General features: G+C 40.2%; 14 protein-coding genes. 9 read left to right on the top strand and 5 right to left on the bottom strand.

The features are described 5' to 3' along the window. Nucleotides 1-89: 89 nt before the first annotated feature. Both BV375_RS03225 and pruA read right to left on the bottom strand, forming a co-directional pair. On the bottom strand, nt 90-530 hold the full coding sequence (locus BV375_RS03225) for a GNAT family N-acetyltransferase (protein WP_086757201.1): 441 nt from the start codon (nt 528-530) through the stop codon (nt 90-92). A gap of 69 nt (nt 531-599) precedes the next feature. Beyond that, nucleotides 600-3,584 carry an L-glutamate gamma-semialdehyde dehydrogenase gene (gene pruA, locus BV375_RS03220; protein ID WP_086757199.1) on the bottom strand — a complete coding sequence of 995 codons (2,985 nt, stop codon included), beginning with the start codon at nt 3,582-3,584 and terminating at the stop codon, nt 600-602. 331 nt (nt 3,585-3,915) lie between these two features. Between pruA and BV375_RS03215 the strand changes: the two genes are divergently transcribed. From BV375_RS03215 to BV375_RS03205, 3 genes are all read left to right on the top strand, one after another. Beyond that, nucleotides 3,916-4,146: a hypothetical protein gene (locus BV375_RS03215; protein ID WP_086757197.1), complete on the top strand. Its 231-nt coding sequence runs from the start codon at nt 3,916-3,918 to the stop codon at nt 4,144-4,146. 55 nt (nt 4,147-4,201) lie between these two features. Then, a complete protein-coding gene (locus BV375_RS03210) occupies nt 4,202-4,864 on the top strand; it encodes a hypothetical protein (RefSeq protein ID WP_086757195.1) in 663 nt (220 codons plus the stop codon). Between the two features lie 440 nt (nt 4,865-5,304). Next, entirely contained in the window at nt 5,305-6,276 is a 972-nt protein-coding gene (locus BV375_RS03205; protein ID WP_086757194.1) for a threo-3-hydroxy-L-aspartate ammonia-lyase, read from the top strand. A 156-nt stretch (nt 6,277-6,432) separates the two neighbouring features. On the opposite strand, the gene BV375_RS03200 is transcribed toward BV375_RS03205, so the two are convergent. Beyond that, entirely contained in the window at nt 6,433-6,984 is a 552-nt protein-coding gene (locus BV375_RS03200) for a Uma2 family endonuclease (RefSeq protein WP_086757192.1), read from the bottom strand. A gap of 47 nt (nt 6,985-7,031) precedes the next feature. Between BV375_RS03200 and BV375_RS38605 the strand changes: the two genes are divergently transcribed. From BV375_RS38605 to BV375_RS03190, 3 genes are all read left to right on the top strand, one after another. Next, nucleotides 7,032-7,160, top strand: coding sequence for a hypothetical protein (locus tag BV375_RS38605; protein WP_279432894.1), 129 nt, complete (start codon nt 7,032-7,034; stop codon nt 7,158-7,160). Between the two features lie 33 nt (nt 7,161-7,193). Continuing rightward, the gene (locus tag BV375_RS03195; protein ID WP_086757190.1) at nt 7,194-8,522 is read left to right on the top strand and encodes an aromatic amino acid transport family protein; all 1,329 of its coding nucleotides are present in this window, start codon (nt 7,194-7,196) and stop codon (nt 8,520-8,522) included. Nucleotides 8,523-8,597: 75 nt separating this feature from the next. Continuing rightward, nucleotides 8,598-9,140, top strand: a complete 543-nt coding sequence (locus tag BV375_RS03190; RefSeq protein WP_086757211.1) for an RNA 2'-phosphotransferase — start codon at nt 8,598-8,600, stop codon at nt 9,138-9,140. A 122-nt stretch (nt 9,141-9,262) separates the two neighbouring features. Here the strand turns inward: BV375_RS03190 and BV375_RS03185 are convergent, their stop codons facing one another. After that, complete coding sequence (locus BV375_RS03185; protein ID WP_086757187.1) at nt 9,263-10,123, bottom strand: PhnD/SsuA/transferrin family substrate-binding protein; 861 nt, start codon at nt 10,121-10,123, stop codon at nt 9,263-9,265. Between the two features lie 185 nt (nt 10,124-10,308). On the opposite strand from BV375_RS03185, the gene BV375_RS03180 reads away from it, so the two are divergent. Then, on the top strand, nt 10,309-11,220 hold the full coding sequence (locus BV375_RS03180) for a DUF3365 domain-containing protein (RefSeq protein WP_086757184.1): 912 nt from the start codon (nt 10,309-10,311) through the stop codon (nt 11,218-11,220). 20 nt (nt 11,221-11,240) lie between these two features. Here BV375_RS03180 and BV375_RS03175 read toward each other — a convergent pair whose 3' ends face one another. After that, entirely contained in the window at nt 11,241-12,614 is a 1,374-nt protein-coding gene (locus BV375_RS03175; RefSeq protein ID WP_086757182.1) for a serine/threonine-protein kinase, read from the bottom strand. Nucleotides 12,615-13,984: 1,370 nt separating this feature from the next. Here BV375_RS03175 and BV375_RS03170 point away from each other — a divergent pair. Then, nucleotides 13,985-14,704: a hypothetical protein gene (locus tag BV375_RS03170; protein WP_243713830.1), complete on the top strand. Its 720-nt coding sequence runs from the start codon at nt 13,985-13,987 to the stop codon at nt 14,702-14,704. 309 nt (nt 14,705-15,013) lie between these two features. Then, a complete protein-coding gene (locus tag BV375_RS03165) occupies nt 15,014-15,781 on the top strand; it encodes a DUF1350 family protein (protein WP_086757178.1) in 768 nt (255 codons plus the stop codon). Nucleotides 15,782-15,837: the final 56 nt, after the last annotated feature.

Raw genomic sequence — 15,837 nt, 5'->3', positions numbered from 1 at the left:
TCTCGCAACCCTTGCTATGCATTGCACACGAATTTTGTCAAAGGGGGAAGTTCAGTTTAAGAGCCTCTATTTTGATTTTTGTAGAGATATCAGAGCAATATCTTCTTCATTTTTATATGAGCAATACCTGCTTCTATAAAGATTTCTCCTTCTTGTACGAAACCCATTTTTTTGTATAAAGCTTTTATATATTCTTGGGCATGAATTACAACTTCTGGAATATTTTTGGAGGCTATAACTTCCAGTGCTTTTTCCATAATTTGCTGACCTATTCCGTTTCCTCTAGCCGTAGACAAGACAGCAAGTCTTTCTACTTTTGCAGTTTTATTATCTAAATATCTAATTCTGGCAGTACCGACAGCTTCTTGTTTTAAATAAGCAATTAAATGTTGACATATTTCATCTTTGCCATCAAATTCTAAAGCTGTAGCTACTCCTTGTTCTTTCTGAAAAACGGCTATTCTAATTGCTTTAATCGCAGCAAATTCTTCAGGAAGCTCAACGATTTTAATGATTAAATCTCTGCTCACAATTTTTCTGCATTCTCTGCGGTTCAATGTCAAATTAAGGTGGGCAATGCCCACCCTACTTTGTATACTTTAATCTGCACCTTCAATTGGTGCAAAACCTTGGCGCTGAATATTTTCTGTGATCGTGCGCGGTTCTAGGAATTGAAGCAGGTAATCAGGGCCTCCTGCTTTAGAACCAACGCCAGAAAGATTGAATCCACCAAATGGTTGACGTGCAACGATCGCACCTGTAATTGTACGGTTAATGTACAAATTCCCAACTTCAAATTCTTGTTGTGCTTGCTGGATGTGGGATGGTGTTCTTGAGTAAAGTCCCCCAGTTAAAGCGAAGTTAGTACCGTTAGCGACTGCTAATGCTTCCTCAAAATCCTTCACTGGAATTACCGCCAGTACAGGGCCAAAAATTTCTTGTTGGGCAATTATGGCATTCGATGGTACTTCGCTAAAAATGACTGGGCCGATAAAATATCCTTGTTCTGGTGCTGGTAACTCTAGCGCTAATTGTGCTTCTGCTTTACCTTTTTCAATATACTCACGAATGCGATCGCGGGCATTGGCATCAATTACCGGGCCGACTTGGGTGCTAGGTAACTCTGCTTCTCCAATGTTCAAGGATTTTGTGGCTTCTACCAAGCGTTCCACAAAGGTATCATAAATCGATTGCAGCACAATTACCCTGGAACAAGCAGAACATTTTTGTCCGCTGTAACCAAATGCTGACTGCACTACTCCCACAACTGCTTGGTCTAAATCAGAACTTTCATCTACGATGATGGCATTCTTACCACCCATCTCTGCAATTACTCGCTTCATGTGCCTTTGTAAAGGTTTCAGTGTAGATGCTTCTGCGTAAATCTTACAACCTACTTCCTGAGAGCCAGTAAAAGCAATCACATGAGTATCAGGATGACTTACTAAGTAAGCACCAACTTGGGAACCTTTACCAGGTACATATTGGAAGACACCTTTAGGAATACCAGCCTCTACCAGAATTTCTGTGAGTTTTGCTGTAATTACAGAGGACGTTTCCGCAGGTTTGAGGAGAGTACAATTACCAGTAACCAACGCTGCAACAGTCATACCACAAGCGATCGCCAAAGGAAAATTCCAAGGAGAAATGACGACAGCAATACCTCGCGGCTGGTAAATATAACGGTTTGTCTCTCCAGCAACATCGTAATTTACACCTTTATCTAGCCGTTCCATTTCATCAGCGTAGTAGCGACAGAAGTCTATCGCCTCAGAAACTTCTGCATCTGCTTCCTTAACTGGCTTTCCAACTTCCAACACTATCCAAGCCGACAGTTCAGCGCGGCGTTGTTCCATCAAATCCCCAGCTTTCCGCAAAATGTCAGCGCGTTGTTTAACTGGTGTTTTCCGCCAAGCTGGAAAAGCCGCCTTCGCCACTTTCATCGCTTGTTCAGCTTGTTCAACACTGATGAGTCCAACCTTACCAATTACCTGACTGAAATTAGAAGGATTGAGAGAATCAATCACCTCTTGGGTATTCACATACTCACCATTAATCAGCGGTAAATAAGTCCTCCCCAGTTGTTGATGAACAGATTGAAAAGCTTGATGAGATTTCCTTCTCTCTTCCTCCTCCGCATAATCCGTATCCGCCACACCCACAAAACCTCTATTTTCCTCTCTGCGCCTCTGCGCCTCTGCGTGAGATAATTCCACAACCGGCGGCGCTAACAATTCCTCAATTGGCCTATTCTCCAAATTCTGTCGTAAAAACGAACTATTAGCCGTATTTTCCAACAAGCGACGAATTAAATAAGCCATTCCCGGCAATAATTCACCGTAGGGACAGTAAACCCGCACTCGGTAACCCCTATCCACCAACGCTTTCGCCAGTTTATCGCCCATACCGTAGAGAACTTGCATTTCAAACCGACGGCGAGGAACTTTTAAGCTTTCTGCAATAGCTATCGCCTTAGCTTGCGATCGCACGTTATGGCTACCAATGGCAGCATACACATATTGATGATTCTCTAGCAATAATTGAGTTATAGTTTCAAAGTTGGCATCGCTGGCTGCTTTGTCGTTGTAAACAGGCTGCGGCCAATGTTTCTGCGCTGCTTTGATAGTTTCCTGATCCCAATATGCGCCTTTGACTAAGCGGATTGTTAAAGGATAACCACGTTGCTTCAACCAAGAAATTACATCTTTGGCATCTTGCTCACTATCTCGCAGATATGCTTGAATTGTGATCCCAATGTCTGTACGTTGTCTAAATTCGTCTTCAGTTAATAATTTTTTAAGGATATTCAAAGTTATGTCTTTATAGGCATACTGTTCCATATCAAAATGCACAGCTGCGCTTAATTGTTGAGCATGACGCAACAAAGTACGAATGCGATCGCTAACTCTTTCCTCACTACCCTGAGCATCTAATGGGTCAAATTGGGAATAAAACGCCGTTAATTTCACAGAAACTTGCACTTTTGGTAGCTGTTCGCCATCTGCTTCGTCAATCGCAGGGATAGCTTTCCAATTCTTAGATGCTGCAACCAATTGCTGCATTAATTCTAAATAGCGTTCTAAGTAAGATTGTGCTTCTGCTTCTGTAATTACCGCCTCACCAAGTAAGTCAATGGTGAAAGCCATTTTTTCCTTACGTAGGCGTTCAACTGTTTTGATGACTTGTGTAATATTTTCCCCAGAAATATATTTATGAGCAAGAGTTTCAACTGCTGTCGCCACGGTTGTGGCTGCCACTTGTCCCGGCATAGAATCAGGGTTAGCAAAGTTGAGCATTCCCTTCAAAGTCGCGGGTAATTCTACAGATTCATCCCCGAGATATTCTTGTAAATGTGCGGCAATTTCTGATTTACTGCGTAAAGCGGGTAGTGTATCGATAAAGCGAAATAATTGCACCCGTAATCCAGGATTGCTCATCGCCCAAGCTAGTAATTTATCATCCCAGCGCATTTGATCGCGTAGAGAAGCAAAAAATGAGCGATTTTCTTGGGTTACTTCTAGAAGTTGTTTAGCAATTTCTTGAGTTTTAGCTTCGTAGGTGCTTGTTTGTACTTGTAATACCACTGATAGTAAACTCCTAATTCCAGGTAAGACTGCGATGCCTACGGCAACCCCTGTGGGGAACGCCAGCCTCTGTCTTCTATTTTGACTCTTTCATTTTGCTGCCACCATATTTTAAGAGTTCAAAATTCACAATCCCTGACGAAAAGCTGCCTACAGAAACGGTAGAGAGATAGGATATCCAATGATGGTAAAAATTGGTGATATTTTTAGCAAAATTATATGATTGACGACTACACAGTATAATTACCTTATTTTGACCAGTTATTTCAGGATTTAGAGCAAGACAACACTGAAGTAATTAAAGCTTTTAGTCTGCATTACATTAGAGCTATTGAGCTTTATAGATGAGCTTGCATCAGCAACAGAAAATTTAATCAGACGAGTATGTGATGCAGGTAAAGCCGCTGATGCACAAAGTATTTTGGATTTTGATTGTGAATTCGGTGGCACGATTGCCAGTTTAAGCGATCGCTTCAGCAATATGCTGATATATTCTAAACTTGATCAGACAGATATCGCAGCACAGGAGATTAGCTCAGTTATAAAATTTTCACAAGCATAGTACTAACGAATAATGCTTAAAATGGAATTTTGCCTTACAAGCTGAAAGATAAGAAATGCCTACACAAAACCTCATCGATATCTTATTATGGCGCTGGCAACAAACACTCCAATCTTTTAGCATTGATCAATTAGCTGCCGATCGGGCCTTTAATCACCTGGTTGAAGCTTATTCTAGCCTTGGTCGTTACTACCACACACTAAAACATATACACCACGTTCTTAGCACAATTGAGGTTTTAGAAGGTTATACCCAAGACTTAATTTCTGTGCAACTTGCGGCTTGGCTTCATGATATAGTTTATGACACTCAAGCTCAAGATAACGAAGAAAAAAGCGCGGAATATGCTTATGAGTTGTTGAGTAATTTAAAAATTCCACTTAATAATATTGTTACTGTTAACCGTCTAATTCTAAATACAAAACAGCATCAATCTGCTGCGGATGATTTTAATAGCCAAGTACTACTTGATGCAGATTTAGCAATTTTGGCTGTTCACCCAATTCAGTATCAGGAATATGCTAATGCAATTCGCCAAGAATATGCCTGGGTGCCAAAAGCAAAATATATTGCAGGTCGTCAGCAAATTTTAGAGCGATTTTTGCAGCGGCAACGCATTTATTTTACACCTTTGATGTTCGAGATGGCTGAAGAATCTGCTAGAGCTAATCTCAAAGCAGAAATTCAACTTCTTAACAAGCAAGAAACTCATGGTTAATACAAAAAACTATAATTATTTCTAACTAAATTGTGCATTGTAGATCAATACGGTTCAGTTAAGGTGATAAGACTTCTCATCTGTCGGACAAAAACCAAGATTTGGGGGAGAATCCCCCAAACCCCCGATTGGGGGACGGTTGCGTCCCCCAAGCCCCCTCCAAAATAATTGTTCGGTTTTTTGTTTAGTAAGTAGCTCAACATAATTAAACATCAAATGTCATTACGAGCGAAACGCAGTGTAGCGAAGTAATCGCAAGAAATCTATTTTACGTTTTTCAAAGTTGACCTACTTAATTATTTGTGAGGTTTGTTGTCAATAAATTTTCTTAACTGAACTGTATTGCATTGTAGATAGAAATTGCCGACCAGTTAGTGGGTATTTGGTATGAATACTTTTTCGGTTAAAAATAAGCAGCATAATCTTAAATACTGATATCAATGCTAGACAATAAATCTGTCAATATAACTGACATACAAGCAGCCCAAAAACGACTGTTGGGTATTGCTCACCAGACACCTGTGCTAACTTCTAGAACAGTTAATGAACTGACTCATAGCCAAGTGTTTTTTAAATGCGAAAATTTTCAACGCACAGGGGCGTTCAAGTTTAGAGGCGCTTACAATGCATTGGCACAACTACCTGAAGCACAAAAACAAAAAGGCGTTCTCACCTATTCATCGGGGAATCATGCCCAAGCGATCGCTCTAGCTGGACAATTACTAAATATCTCTACAACTATTGTCATGCCTGATGATGCGCCCGCAGTCAAGCAAACGGCTACTCGCAGTTATGGCGCTGAGATAATTCTATATAACCGACAGACGACAAACCGAGAACAACTAGCCCAAACTTTAGCAAGCGATCGCAGCCTGACACTGATTCCGCCTTACGATCATCCCCATGTAGTAGCTGGACAAGGTACAGCCGCTTTAGAACTCATCGAAGAAGTTGGCGAACTCGACTTTTTGTTAGTTCCTTGTGGTGGTGGCGGATTAATTTCTGGTTGTGCGATCGCAACTAAAGCCCTTTTACCAAACTGTCGGGTGATTGGCGTTGAACCAGAACTAGCCGACGATGCTACCCGTTCTTTTCACAGCAAAAATCTACAAACTGTCCACAATCCTAATACGATTGCCGATGGCGCTCGTACTCCCAGCCTGGGGAAAATTACCTTCCCTTTAGTACTGCATTATGTTGATGATATGGTGACAGTATCAGAGTCAGCAATTCTACGCACCATGTTTTTCTTATGGGAACGCCTAAAAATTGTTGTTGAACCTACAGGAGTAATAGCCGCCGCCGCTTTATTAGACAATGTGGTGATAGCACCAGTAGCGAGGATTGGTGTGATCGTTAGTGGTGGAAATGTAGATTTAGCACAAGTTGGTAAATTATTTTCTCTAGGCTGAAGTTTATATTTAGACTTCTTGCAAAAATCCGAATCAAAATAAAAAACCATAGATAAGTATCGGTGTTTATCTGTGGTTTGATTTTCCAAACATCGACTTATACAAAAAGTCTATTTTATACAAAAGCTTTCTTTGTGCTTGTTCCTGGTATTTTTTTCAGAAACCTATGATGCGCTGAACTTGGACGGTTACATCAGGAAAGGCTACGGGGGCAATAGTACCTGTGGTTAGTATCAATTCAGTTGTATATTGCCCATTTTTTAAGTCCTTAAATACTTGCAACTGCAAAAACTTCAGGTTAACAACCCAATATTCAGCAATACCTGCTTCTGCGTAGATATCTTTTTTTTCACCTAAGTCTTTGCTCAGGGTGGACTTGGAGAATTCGATCACAAAGAAGATATCTTCAGCATAGGGATGGTGCTTTAGGTAGATTTCCCCTAAAGGTTTGACAATTGCGATATCTGGGGCAGGTTCAGAGTCGTTGGGTAGGGTTATGGGTTTGGCATCGCGGATTTTTGCCCGTTCACCAAGCAGTATGCGAAGATAATCGGCTGCTTCAGTATTGTAGTAGGCATGAGGTTCTCGTTCTGGGGGCATAACGATGAGGTCGCCGCGTAATAGTTCAATGGACTGGTCATCAAAGATGCCTGCTTCTACTGCCCGGTGATAGCGTTCAATTGTCCACTTATAGGTAGTTACTGTCATGAGACTTGATTTAAACCTTTGTTCTACGCTGAGGCAAGAGGTTTAGTTTGATTTTAGTCTTTGGGGGAAGTTTGCGGTTAAATTGTGCGGGGTTTTATGTAACATCAGCTTGTACAGGAATTGCGATCGCAATTCCTGTACATAGAGGTTTTGCTAATATTGGTTACATAATTTAACATTATGTTTTTCATTTGGGCGCATACTTTAGCATGACTCCTATGCAAACTGTAATCAAATCCAATCAAGAACAAATCACGCGATTGTTTTCTAAGCTGGAATTTGATGGCAAGCAGCTAACTCATCAACCTGGCAGTGTTTTAGGAAGCACAGCACTGGTTGCAGGTACGACGGTTGGTGCGGGAATTCTGGCGTTACCTGCGGTAACTTTGCCATCTGGCGTTGTCCCATCTACAGTCTTGCTAATTGCTGTCTGGTTATACGCTTTAGTTTCAGGTTTATTGATTGCAGAAGCAACCTTGAACACCATGCGATTGGCAGGGCGTCCGAGTGTGGGGATGTTGGCCATGATTGAGAACACCCTTGGGTTTGTGGGTGCGCGAATTGCTGGCGGTACTTACCTGTTCTTACACTATGCCCTGCTGGTAGCATACACTGCCCAAGGAGGAGAAATTTTAGGATCTGCGATCGCCAATTTATTAGGTGTGCAAAACGCGATACCTGCATGGATGGGTACAACAATATTCACCCTCTTATTTGGCGGCATTATGTATTTTGGGCGAGACAAGTTTATCGAAAGACTCAATAGTGTTTTTGTCGCAATTGTCTTAGCGTCATTTGTCGGACTATTGTTACTGGCAGGAGGGCAGGTTCAGACTACACAATTTTTATTTCAAGATTGGAGTGCTGTCAGCAGTGCCGTATCGGTGATGTCTGTAGCGCTGTTTTACCATAACGTTGTGCCAGTAGTGGTGACTCAGCTAGAAGGTGACACCCGCAAAATTCGCCAGTCCATTTTTATTGGTTCTGTAATTCCCCTGATCATGTTTCTGGCGTGGAATGCCGTGATTTTGGGAAGTGTCAGTCCGGAGATAATTCAAAATACTGCTGATGGTAAAACTATATTTGATCCTCTGCAAATTCTGCGATCGGGTGGCGCGGGAGAATGGTTAGGAGTGCTAGTCTCAATTTTTTCAGAGTTTGCGATCGCGACATCATTCATCGGATTTGTCTATGGATTGCTAGATTTCTTCCAAGAGATTTTCTTCGTTACGCAAGTAAAATTTTCTAGTCGCCTACCGCTTTATTCGATAATTCTTTTACCTCCTATGAGTTTCGGCGTAGTAAATCCCAACATCTTCTTTACTGCCCTAGATTATGCTGGAACGTTCAGTATCTCAGTTTTAGGAGGCATCATTCCAGCGTTGATGACTTGGAAACAACGACAAGGACAGGAACACGCCAATAAAATTCATCAACCATTAGTCCCAGGTGGTAAAGCAACACTCATTGTGATGATTTGCCTTGCATTAGCCATCATCGGAAAACAGATTTGGTCAACAATAATTACTAATTCGTAATTCGTAATTCGTAGTTTGTAATTAAACCCAGGATCGTAATAAATGACAACTGACACGCGAAGCGCAGTAAAAGATATGGATAATCGCTTAATTAAAATCAGCAAATACCTGAGCAAACATCTCCGCCACCAACCAGATCGCATTGGTATTAAACTATCTCCTGGTGGCTGGGTGAATGTTCAAGAACTTCTCGCCGCCTGTGCCAATAACCAATTTCCCATCACTCTGGAGGAATTACAGGAAGTAGTCGCTACTAGTGATAAACAACGCTTTTCCTTCGACTCCACAGACACTCTCATTCGTGCTAACCAAGGACATAGTGTAAAAGTTGATTTGCAGTTGCAACCAGTTATTCCCCCACAGATGCTTTATCACGGTACAGGACAAAAGTCTGTTGAGTCTATTATGCAAACAGGACTTGCGAAAATGTCGCGTCACCATGTCCATTTATCACTGGATATTGCCACAGCCCAAACTGTCGGCGCAAGACATGGAAAACCCGTAGTTTTAGCTGTGAATGCTGCGGCGATGCATCAAGCAGGTTACCAGTTCTACTGTTCGGATAATGGTGTTTGGTTAGTCGATGCTGTACCCCCTGAATATCTGCAAAAGATTTGAATATTGCTCAGAGAACCAGCTTATATCTGTTTGCAAGGGGAACAACACAGACAACTGAATCTTGACTCTTACCCAATGACAAATGACAAATGACAAAAAAATTCATGATGTCTACTTATGAATCAAGTTACAAATAGCCGCACAGGTTTGGTTTGAAGTTGAGGAACAATCAATTTCACTCGCTCAACAACAGAAATCATATATTGATAATCCGGTATGTTCCCATTGGGTATGTACCCTACTTCTTGGGCTAAACTTGAAGGAAACTCACTCATGACTTTACGGATGTACTCTTGACGGTTCCGTTCGATATTCGGCCCAATCAAAACTACACCTGGTGGGACATAGTGTGGATCTGTGTAGAGTACGCGAAACTGGGTCTGCTGTAACTGGGAACTGTAGAGATTAAATTCGGCGATCGAGACAGCACCAGCAGTAGCTTTACCTACAGCTACCCATTCCATTACTGTTTTCGGTGTAGGTGCAGAAATTACCTCAGCTACTGTCAGACCATAAAGATTGAAGAGTGGAAAATAATATCCTGTTGCTGAACCTGCTTGACCTAACGCAACTGTTTGACCTTGTAACTGTTTCAATTCCAAAATTGGGCTATCTTTGCGAACTACAAAAATTGAGCGCAAATTACTCACACCCACTAAAGGAAAAAGTGGAACGTATTGATAACGTGCGATCGCAATTGCTGCTAAACCTGGTGGTGCAAATACCAAAGCCCACGCCCGAGCTTCCAGTCGTTCAATTGCTTTATTTTCATTAAAAGCAGGCTCTAGCCTAATGTGTGATTTGGTTTTTTCAGCTAAATAGCGATTGAATTTCGCGTATTGGGTAATGATTTCTTCTCCGCCACCATAGCTGATACTACCAATGGTTAATTCGCCATCAAACTGAGACTTTGGTTGGCAACCATTCCCCGCCCAAAACAGCATTTGTAACAGAAAAAAACGACGAGATAATTTCCAAGACATTAGTAATTTTATTTATCTAAAATAATCTGGATCTTATGCTTAAATATGGTAGAGACGATTAATATCGAACTAGTAAATTAATATTTGTTTACTTTTGAACTATCTGCTATAAACCAGCTATAAGTAAAATTAGCTAGGTTAAATTTTAGCGATTTTCTGTAAAGTTTTGTCTAGAGACAAGAATTATGCTTAAGAATTTAAAAGACTTTAAAATTGGTACTAAGTTTAACTTGCTTTTGATCGTAGTTTTCATCATTAGCATTGTAGTCAGTGGTACTGCATTATCAAGTGTACTCCAGCGGAGAGCGCAAAATGAAGTAGCGGACAAAGCACTGATTCTGATTAAGACTATGAGCGCAGTGCGAAAATATACACAAAATAACGTAAATCCCCGACTAGCACCTCAGTTGGAAAGCGAACCAGTATTTATCCCAGAAACAATACCAGCATTCTCAGCGACAGAAGTGTTTGAAAATTTGCGCAAGGATGATGAGTATAAAAACTTTCTTTACAAAGAGGCAACCCTGAATCCTACCAACTTAAGGGATAAAGCTGATAATTTTGAAACGCAAATTGTGGAGCGATTTCGTAACAATTCCAAGCTTCAAGAAATTACAGATTTTCGTGATGTTCCTGAAGGAAAAGTATTTTATATTGCCCGACCCTTGGCTGTTACACAAGAGAAATGTCTGCGCTGTCATTCCACCCCAGATCAAGCTCCTAAAAGCCAATTAACAACTTATGGCTCAAATAATGGTTTCGGCTGGAAATTCAATGAGATTGTTGCAGCTCAAATTATCTCCGTTCCTTCTGAAGAGGTTTTTAATAGTGCGCAAAAGACTTGGATTTTGATCATGGGACTGTTAATTGCTATCTTTGCGATTGTAGTTATTTTAATTAACTTTTTAATCAAGAAAACTGTAATTGAGCGTATTAAGAGAATAGAAAAAATAGCTCAACAAGTCAGTACAGGAGATATGGAAGCTAACTTTCATGATGATTATAAAGATGAGATTGGTGGATTAGCTGCAGCTTTTAATCGCATGAAGTATAGTTTAAGAATAGCTATGGATATGCTAAATCAGCAGGGTCAGTAAAAATTTAATTATTTGCAACTCTAAGAAAGTAGACGTTGCTGAAATTGCAAAGCTTTCTGAGGATCTGGAATTTGTGATGACAACAGCTTGACAAGCTCTGGATGAGAAATTTGGGGAAAAGATTTTATTGCTTTTTGAACTAGGAATGTACCAATTGGACCAATCAAATTAACTAATTCTTGCTCACATCGACGTACAAAGCTATCACTAATAGCTGGGGTTTCTGTCGTTGGTACAATATTTGGCTTAGATTCAGGTTGACTAGTAGTTTCTCGGAAAATTAACATTGACTTCTCCTGAAACTCAGTTCTTTGGTTCCCAGCAAGATGCTGTGTCAAATTATCTATTACATCTTGGTAATTACTTGCTGATGTTGCTATTTTTCTTAATAAAGTTGGTGCTAAAGGCCCTACTAGTTCCAAAAGCATCTTTTCTAAATGCTTGTACTGTTCTGGACTAAGGATAGAAGCTGTAGACTGCCCGGTAGTATTTTGTTGGGGTAATGTAGCTTGGGGTAACTGAATAACAGATAATGGGGGCTGAGTAAATTGATTGTCTATTTCAGTATCAATATCAATACTTTGTAAGGCCTCTAATACCTCTGTGGCAGACTGGTAGCGTTCTTTAAAATGGTAGAGCACCATCTTAGACAGTACAGATGCTAAACAAGGACTGATATTAGCTTCATGTTGCCAAAAAATTTCTCCTGTATTGGGATCTTCCTGAAGTTGTCTAGGATGCAAGCCTGTTAATGCTTGGATACCAATAATGCCTAAAGAATAAATATCACTGTTAGGGCGGGGTTTACCTTGCCCCTGTTCTGTGGCCATATAGCCAGGGGTGCCAATGGCAATCGTAGTTTCTATATGCCCTGAAATAGCTGTTCTTAGTTGAGTTTGGATTTGCTTGACTGCTCCAAAGTCAATCAATACTAACTTGCAGTCATGTTGTCTTCTAATAATATTGTCTGGCTTGATATCTCGATGGATAACTTTGTGGCTGTGAACAAATTCCAAGATACCCAAGACTTGTTGCAGTAGTTGAACAACTTGCTCTTCTGTCCAACGTCTACCTGGTAATAATTCCGCCTTCAGAGAATATCCTTGAATGAACTCTTGTACCAAGAAAAACTCTTGGTTTTCTTCAAAGTAAGCTAAAAGGCGAGGAATTTGGTCATGGTTACCCAACTTTTCTAGTGTTTCTGCCTCGCTAGTAAATAACCGTCTGGCGGTTGAGAGGAATTCAGGGTTTTGAGTGAAGGGTTTAAGATGCTTGACAACACACCTGGGGGAACCTGGTCGGTGAGTGTCTTGGGCAATGTATGTTTGACCAAATCCTCCTCCTCCGAGGACTTGGAGGACTTGATAACGCCCGTCTAGTAAACTTCCTAACATAGTATTACTCGTCTAAGTCCTCACCTTAATCTTTACATATGTACTAGCATTGGTAGATCCTCTTGAGTAACCAGCCCCAGATAAAATGAATTTGATGTTTAATTTTGGTTACCATTTCGTTAGTTGTCTTGCTAGTACCACAGCACGGCGTAAATCAAGATCCCATCAGTTGGGTTGAGCAATCTTCCTTGTAACTTCTCTTCCTTGTCCTGTCTCACCTTTCGCATTTACAAAACAGTACAAAAGCCCAGAATAAAGGTCTTTTGATTACTAGTTGTTTGAAGACAGGAAACGCAATAACCCAGTGATTTCACGAAGCAATACTACTTTTGACTTACTCGGTCGCAGTACTAGTGTTTTTTTGATTTCACTGATGACGCGCATTCATACCATGAGTACAAATAAAAACAAGCTGCCAGATGCAACGTCAATATCAATCATCTTAACCTCAATAATTTTAGATTGCGTTAGCTGAAAGCTTTGGCAGAGCCATCGCGTATTTTCCGAAAGTCATCAATTGTAGTGCTTAAAGCTCACTTGGCATTTGGAAACAAATAGCTAATTTTACGCATCTTATTCTATAAGGTAAAAGCTAGAAGCTATCAATTTAGTAACTAAAATAAATATTACTATTAACATTTAAATATGCTGAAAAATCACTACCAGTTTGAAATTGCTTCAGTCTTTTTTTAGGAAAATGTGCAGTCGTTGTTATATTGACTCAACAATTATAGTTACAAGCTAATTTATAAAAGTATATGCCTCCTTAACTGAGATATCAATTTATGCACGTACTATTAATGAAGCGTAGTTAAGAGTCAGCATTGCCCCTAGGCGGTTGGCTGGCTACAATGGTAAAGAATAGCCCTCTATAGCTATGGGTTACTTTTACAAGGGATACCTTTGATTGGAAACAACTCAAGACGACTAAGGATGCTGATAAGTTGAAGCATTGATTACATCAGGTACTCTGATTGAGAATAACTGAGCACGCTTAATTATGACATCAAGCTAAATGTCATCTTCTAGAGCTATATATTTAGCAATATTGGAGGTTAGTATCAGTTTTAATAGATAAAGAAATACGATACTATTACTAATAGATTATACATTTCAACATTATTTATGGCATACACAAATAGCAGTTCGCCTAAATAATATTTTTTGACTTTTTTCTGTATTGATAGTCTATTTTTAGGCTATAGCCAATTATTAAAGAAAAGAGTATCTTAACTTACAAAATTAAACCATTTGTTTCACACAAATAGTTTAGCTGATAAATTTTCCATAAAACGCCTCTGGAATTAGCATTCCAGAAATTAGCTTGCTATATTGTATTAAATAACTATTCTGGTGAGGTGGGGAAAACTGTGCGGGATGATTTACAAGGCTTGGAGATTAGTCCAAAAGATCTACAAAACCTGACTAATCTGCCAGTTAAAGATGAACTCGTAAATATTATTAATCCTCTGGGAATTTTTGTAAAACAAGTTATAGAAAAAATTAAAGGAACTGAAGGCGCCACCGTAGTTTTTATCAGTTTTTCTCTCTTAGTTGCTGCCTATCTAATATTTGATTTCATTCTCAAGCTATTTGATCTATGGTTAACAGTTCCTTCCTGGCTGGTGTTGATAGTTTTAGGCTTGTGGGCTGGGGGAGTTATACAAATAGGTTTATATTTAGCTTGGAAAAAACGCAGTAAGATCCTCAAAGCAAATATGACAAATTCTTTGCGGATTCTCATAAATGATGTTGATAGGTATAATGCAATTATCAAAGCAATAGATATTAACGATCAAATAGAAGATGCAGGTAACTCAGGTGTAAGTATTCGTGAACGACACAGAGTAATTGAAGCTCTTAAACTTACTAGAAATGATTTAATACGTGCTTTGAAAACAGAAAAAATATTGAGAGAAAATAAAAATTTTATTATCAGTAATAGCGAATTTTTTGCCAATAATTTAGCCACTTTAACAGCAATGCAAGTTACCGAACAGGCTACCGAGCATGGACGTATACTCAATGAAGCATTGCAAATTGCCTTAGATGTGCAACACGAAATGAAAAGGTTGCAGAGTCAATCTTAAAACTAGTACATCAAGGCAGTTCCAATGAAAAAACTTTCATTCTCATCTATGAAAAAGGGACAAGGTGAGACAGCGCTACTTGCTCTGGGCGTCTCAAGTCGGGGAACCGCAAGGGCGCAGTGGCTCCTCCGCAGGCGACTGCGTTAGCGAAGCGGTAGCGAGTCTTCGAGCGTCAGCAGTAGCGAGGAATGAGCGTCACCTGAAGGGAAGATAACAGAGCAGGAGAAGAAAGCTTTTGCATAAAATACTCCAGTACTGCGATCCTCGGTCTAACATAAAGATGTGTTAATTAAGCGATCGCCTATCGGCATGGACTGGAAAGAAATTCGAGGCAACTGGGTACTTATTCCCCGAAATCCCATCGGTATCATCCATTTCCTAGGAGGTGCATTCGTAGCTACTGCACCCCATCTTACTTACCGTTGGGTATTAGAACAACTGGCAACTAAAGGGTATGTTGTGATTGCCACTCCTTTTGTCAATACGCTGGATCATATCGCGATCGCTAAATCTGTACTGCTAAACTTTGAGCGCACTCTAGAGCGTCTACACGACTCTTTAGCATTACGCAAGCTCTACCTTCCTGTGTACGGTTTAGGACACAGCATGGGTTGCAAACTCCACTTACTAATTGGAAGCGTCTTTGACGTAGAACGTGCAGGTAATATTTTGATATCTTTCAACAACTACGCTGCTAGAGATGCTATTCCTTTAGTAGAACAGTTAAATTCTGCTATAGCAATAGAGTTTACCCCTACTCCACTGGAAACCAACAAGCTGGTGCAAGAACGGTACAATGTCCGTCGCAACTTATTGATAAGATTTAGCAATGATACCCTTGATCAATCCAGGGCTTTAAGCCAAATCTTACAAGAACGCTTTCCAGAAATGGTGACGGTACAGACCTTGCCAGGAACTCATACTACGCCTTTAGGGCAAGACATTAAATGGCAAACTGGAGCATCTTTTACTCCTTTTGATGCTTTTGGGCAATGGTTTAAGCAAGAAGCATATCGTGACTTGAACCAACTTAAAACTGCCATGCTCTTGTGGCTGAATCCTCTTTCGCCACCATAATATTTTATGGTTATCACAAAGGAATGAAGTCTGTAGACAGGAAATGGGTTAGTAGG

Origin of the sequence: Nostoc sp. 106C (assembly GCF_002154725.1) — a bacterium.
In the GTDB taxonomy this organism is placed as follows: Bacteria; Cyanobacteriota; Cyanobacteriia; order Cyanobacteriales; family Nostocaceae; genus Aulosira.
This window is presented reverse-complemented; position numbering and strand designations above follow the sequence as displayed.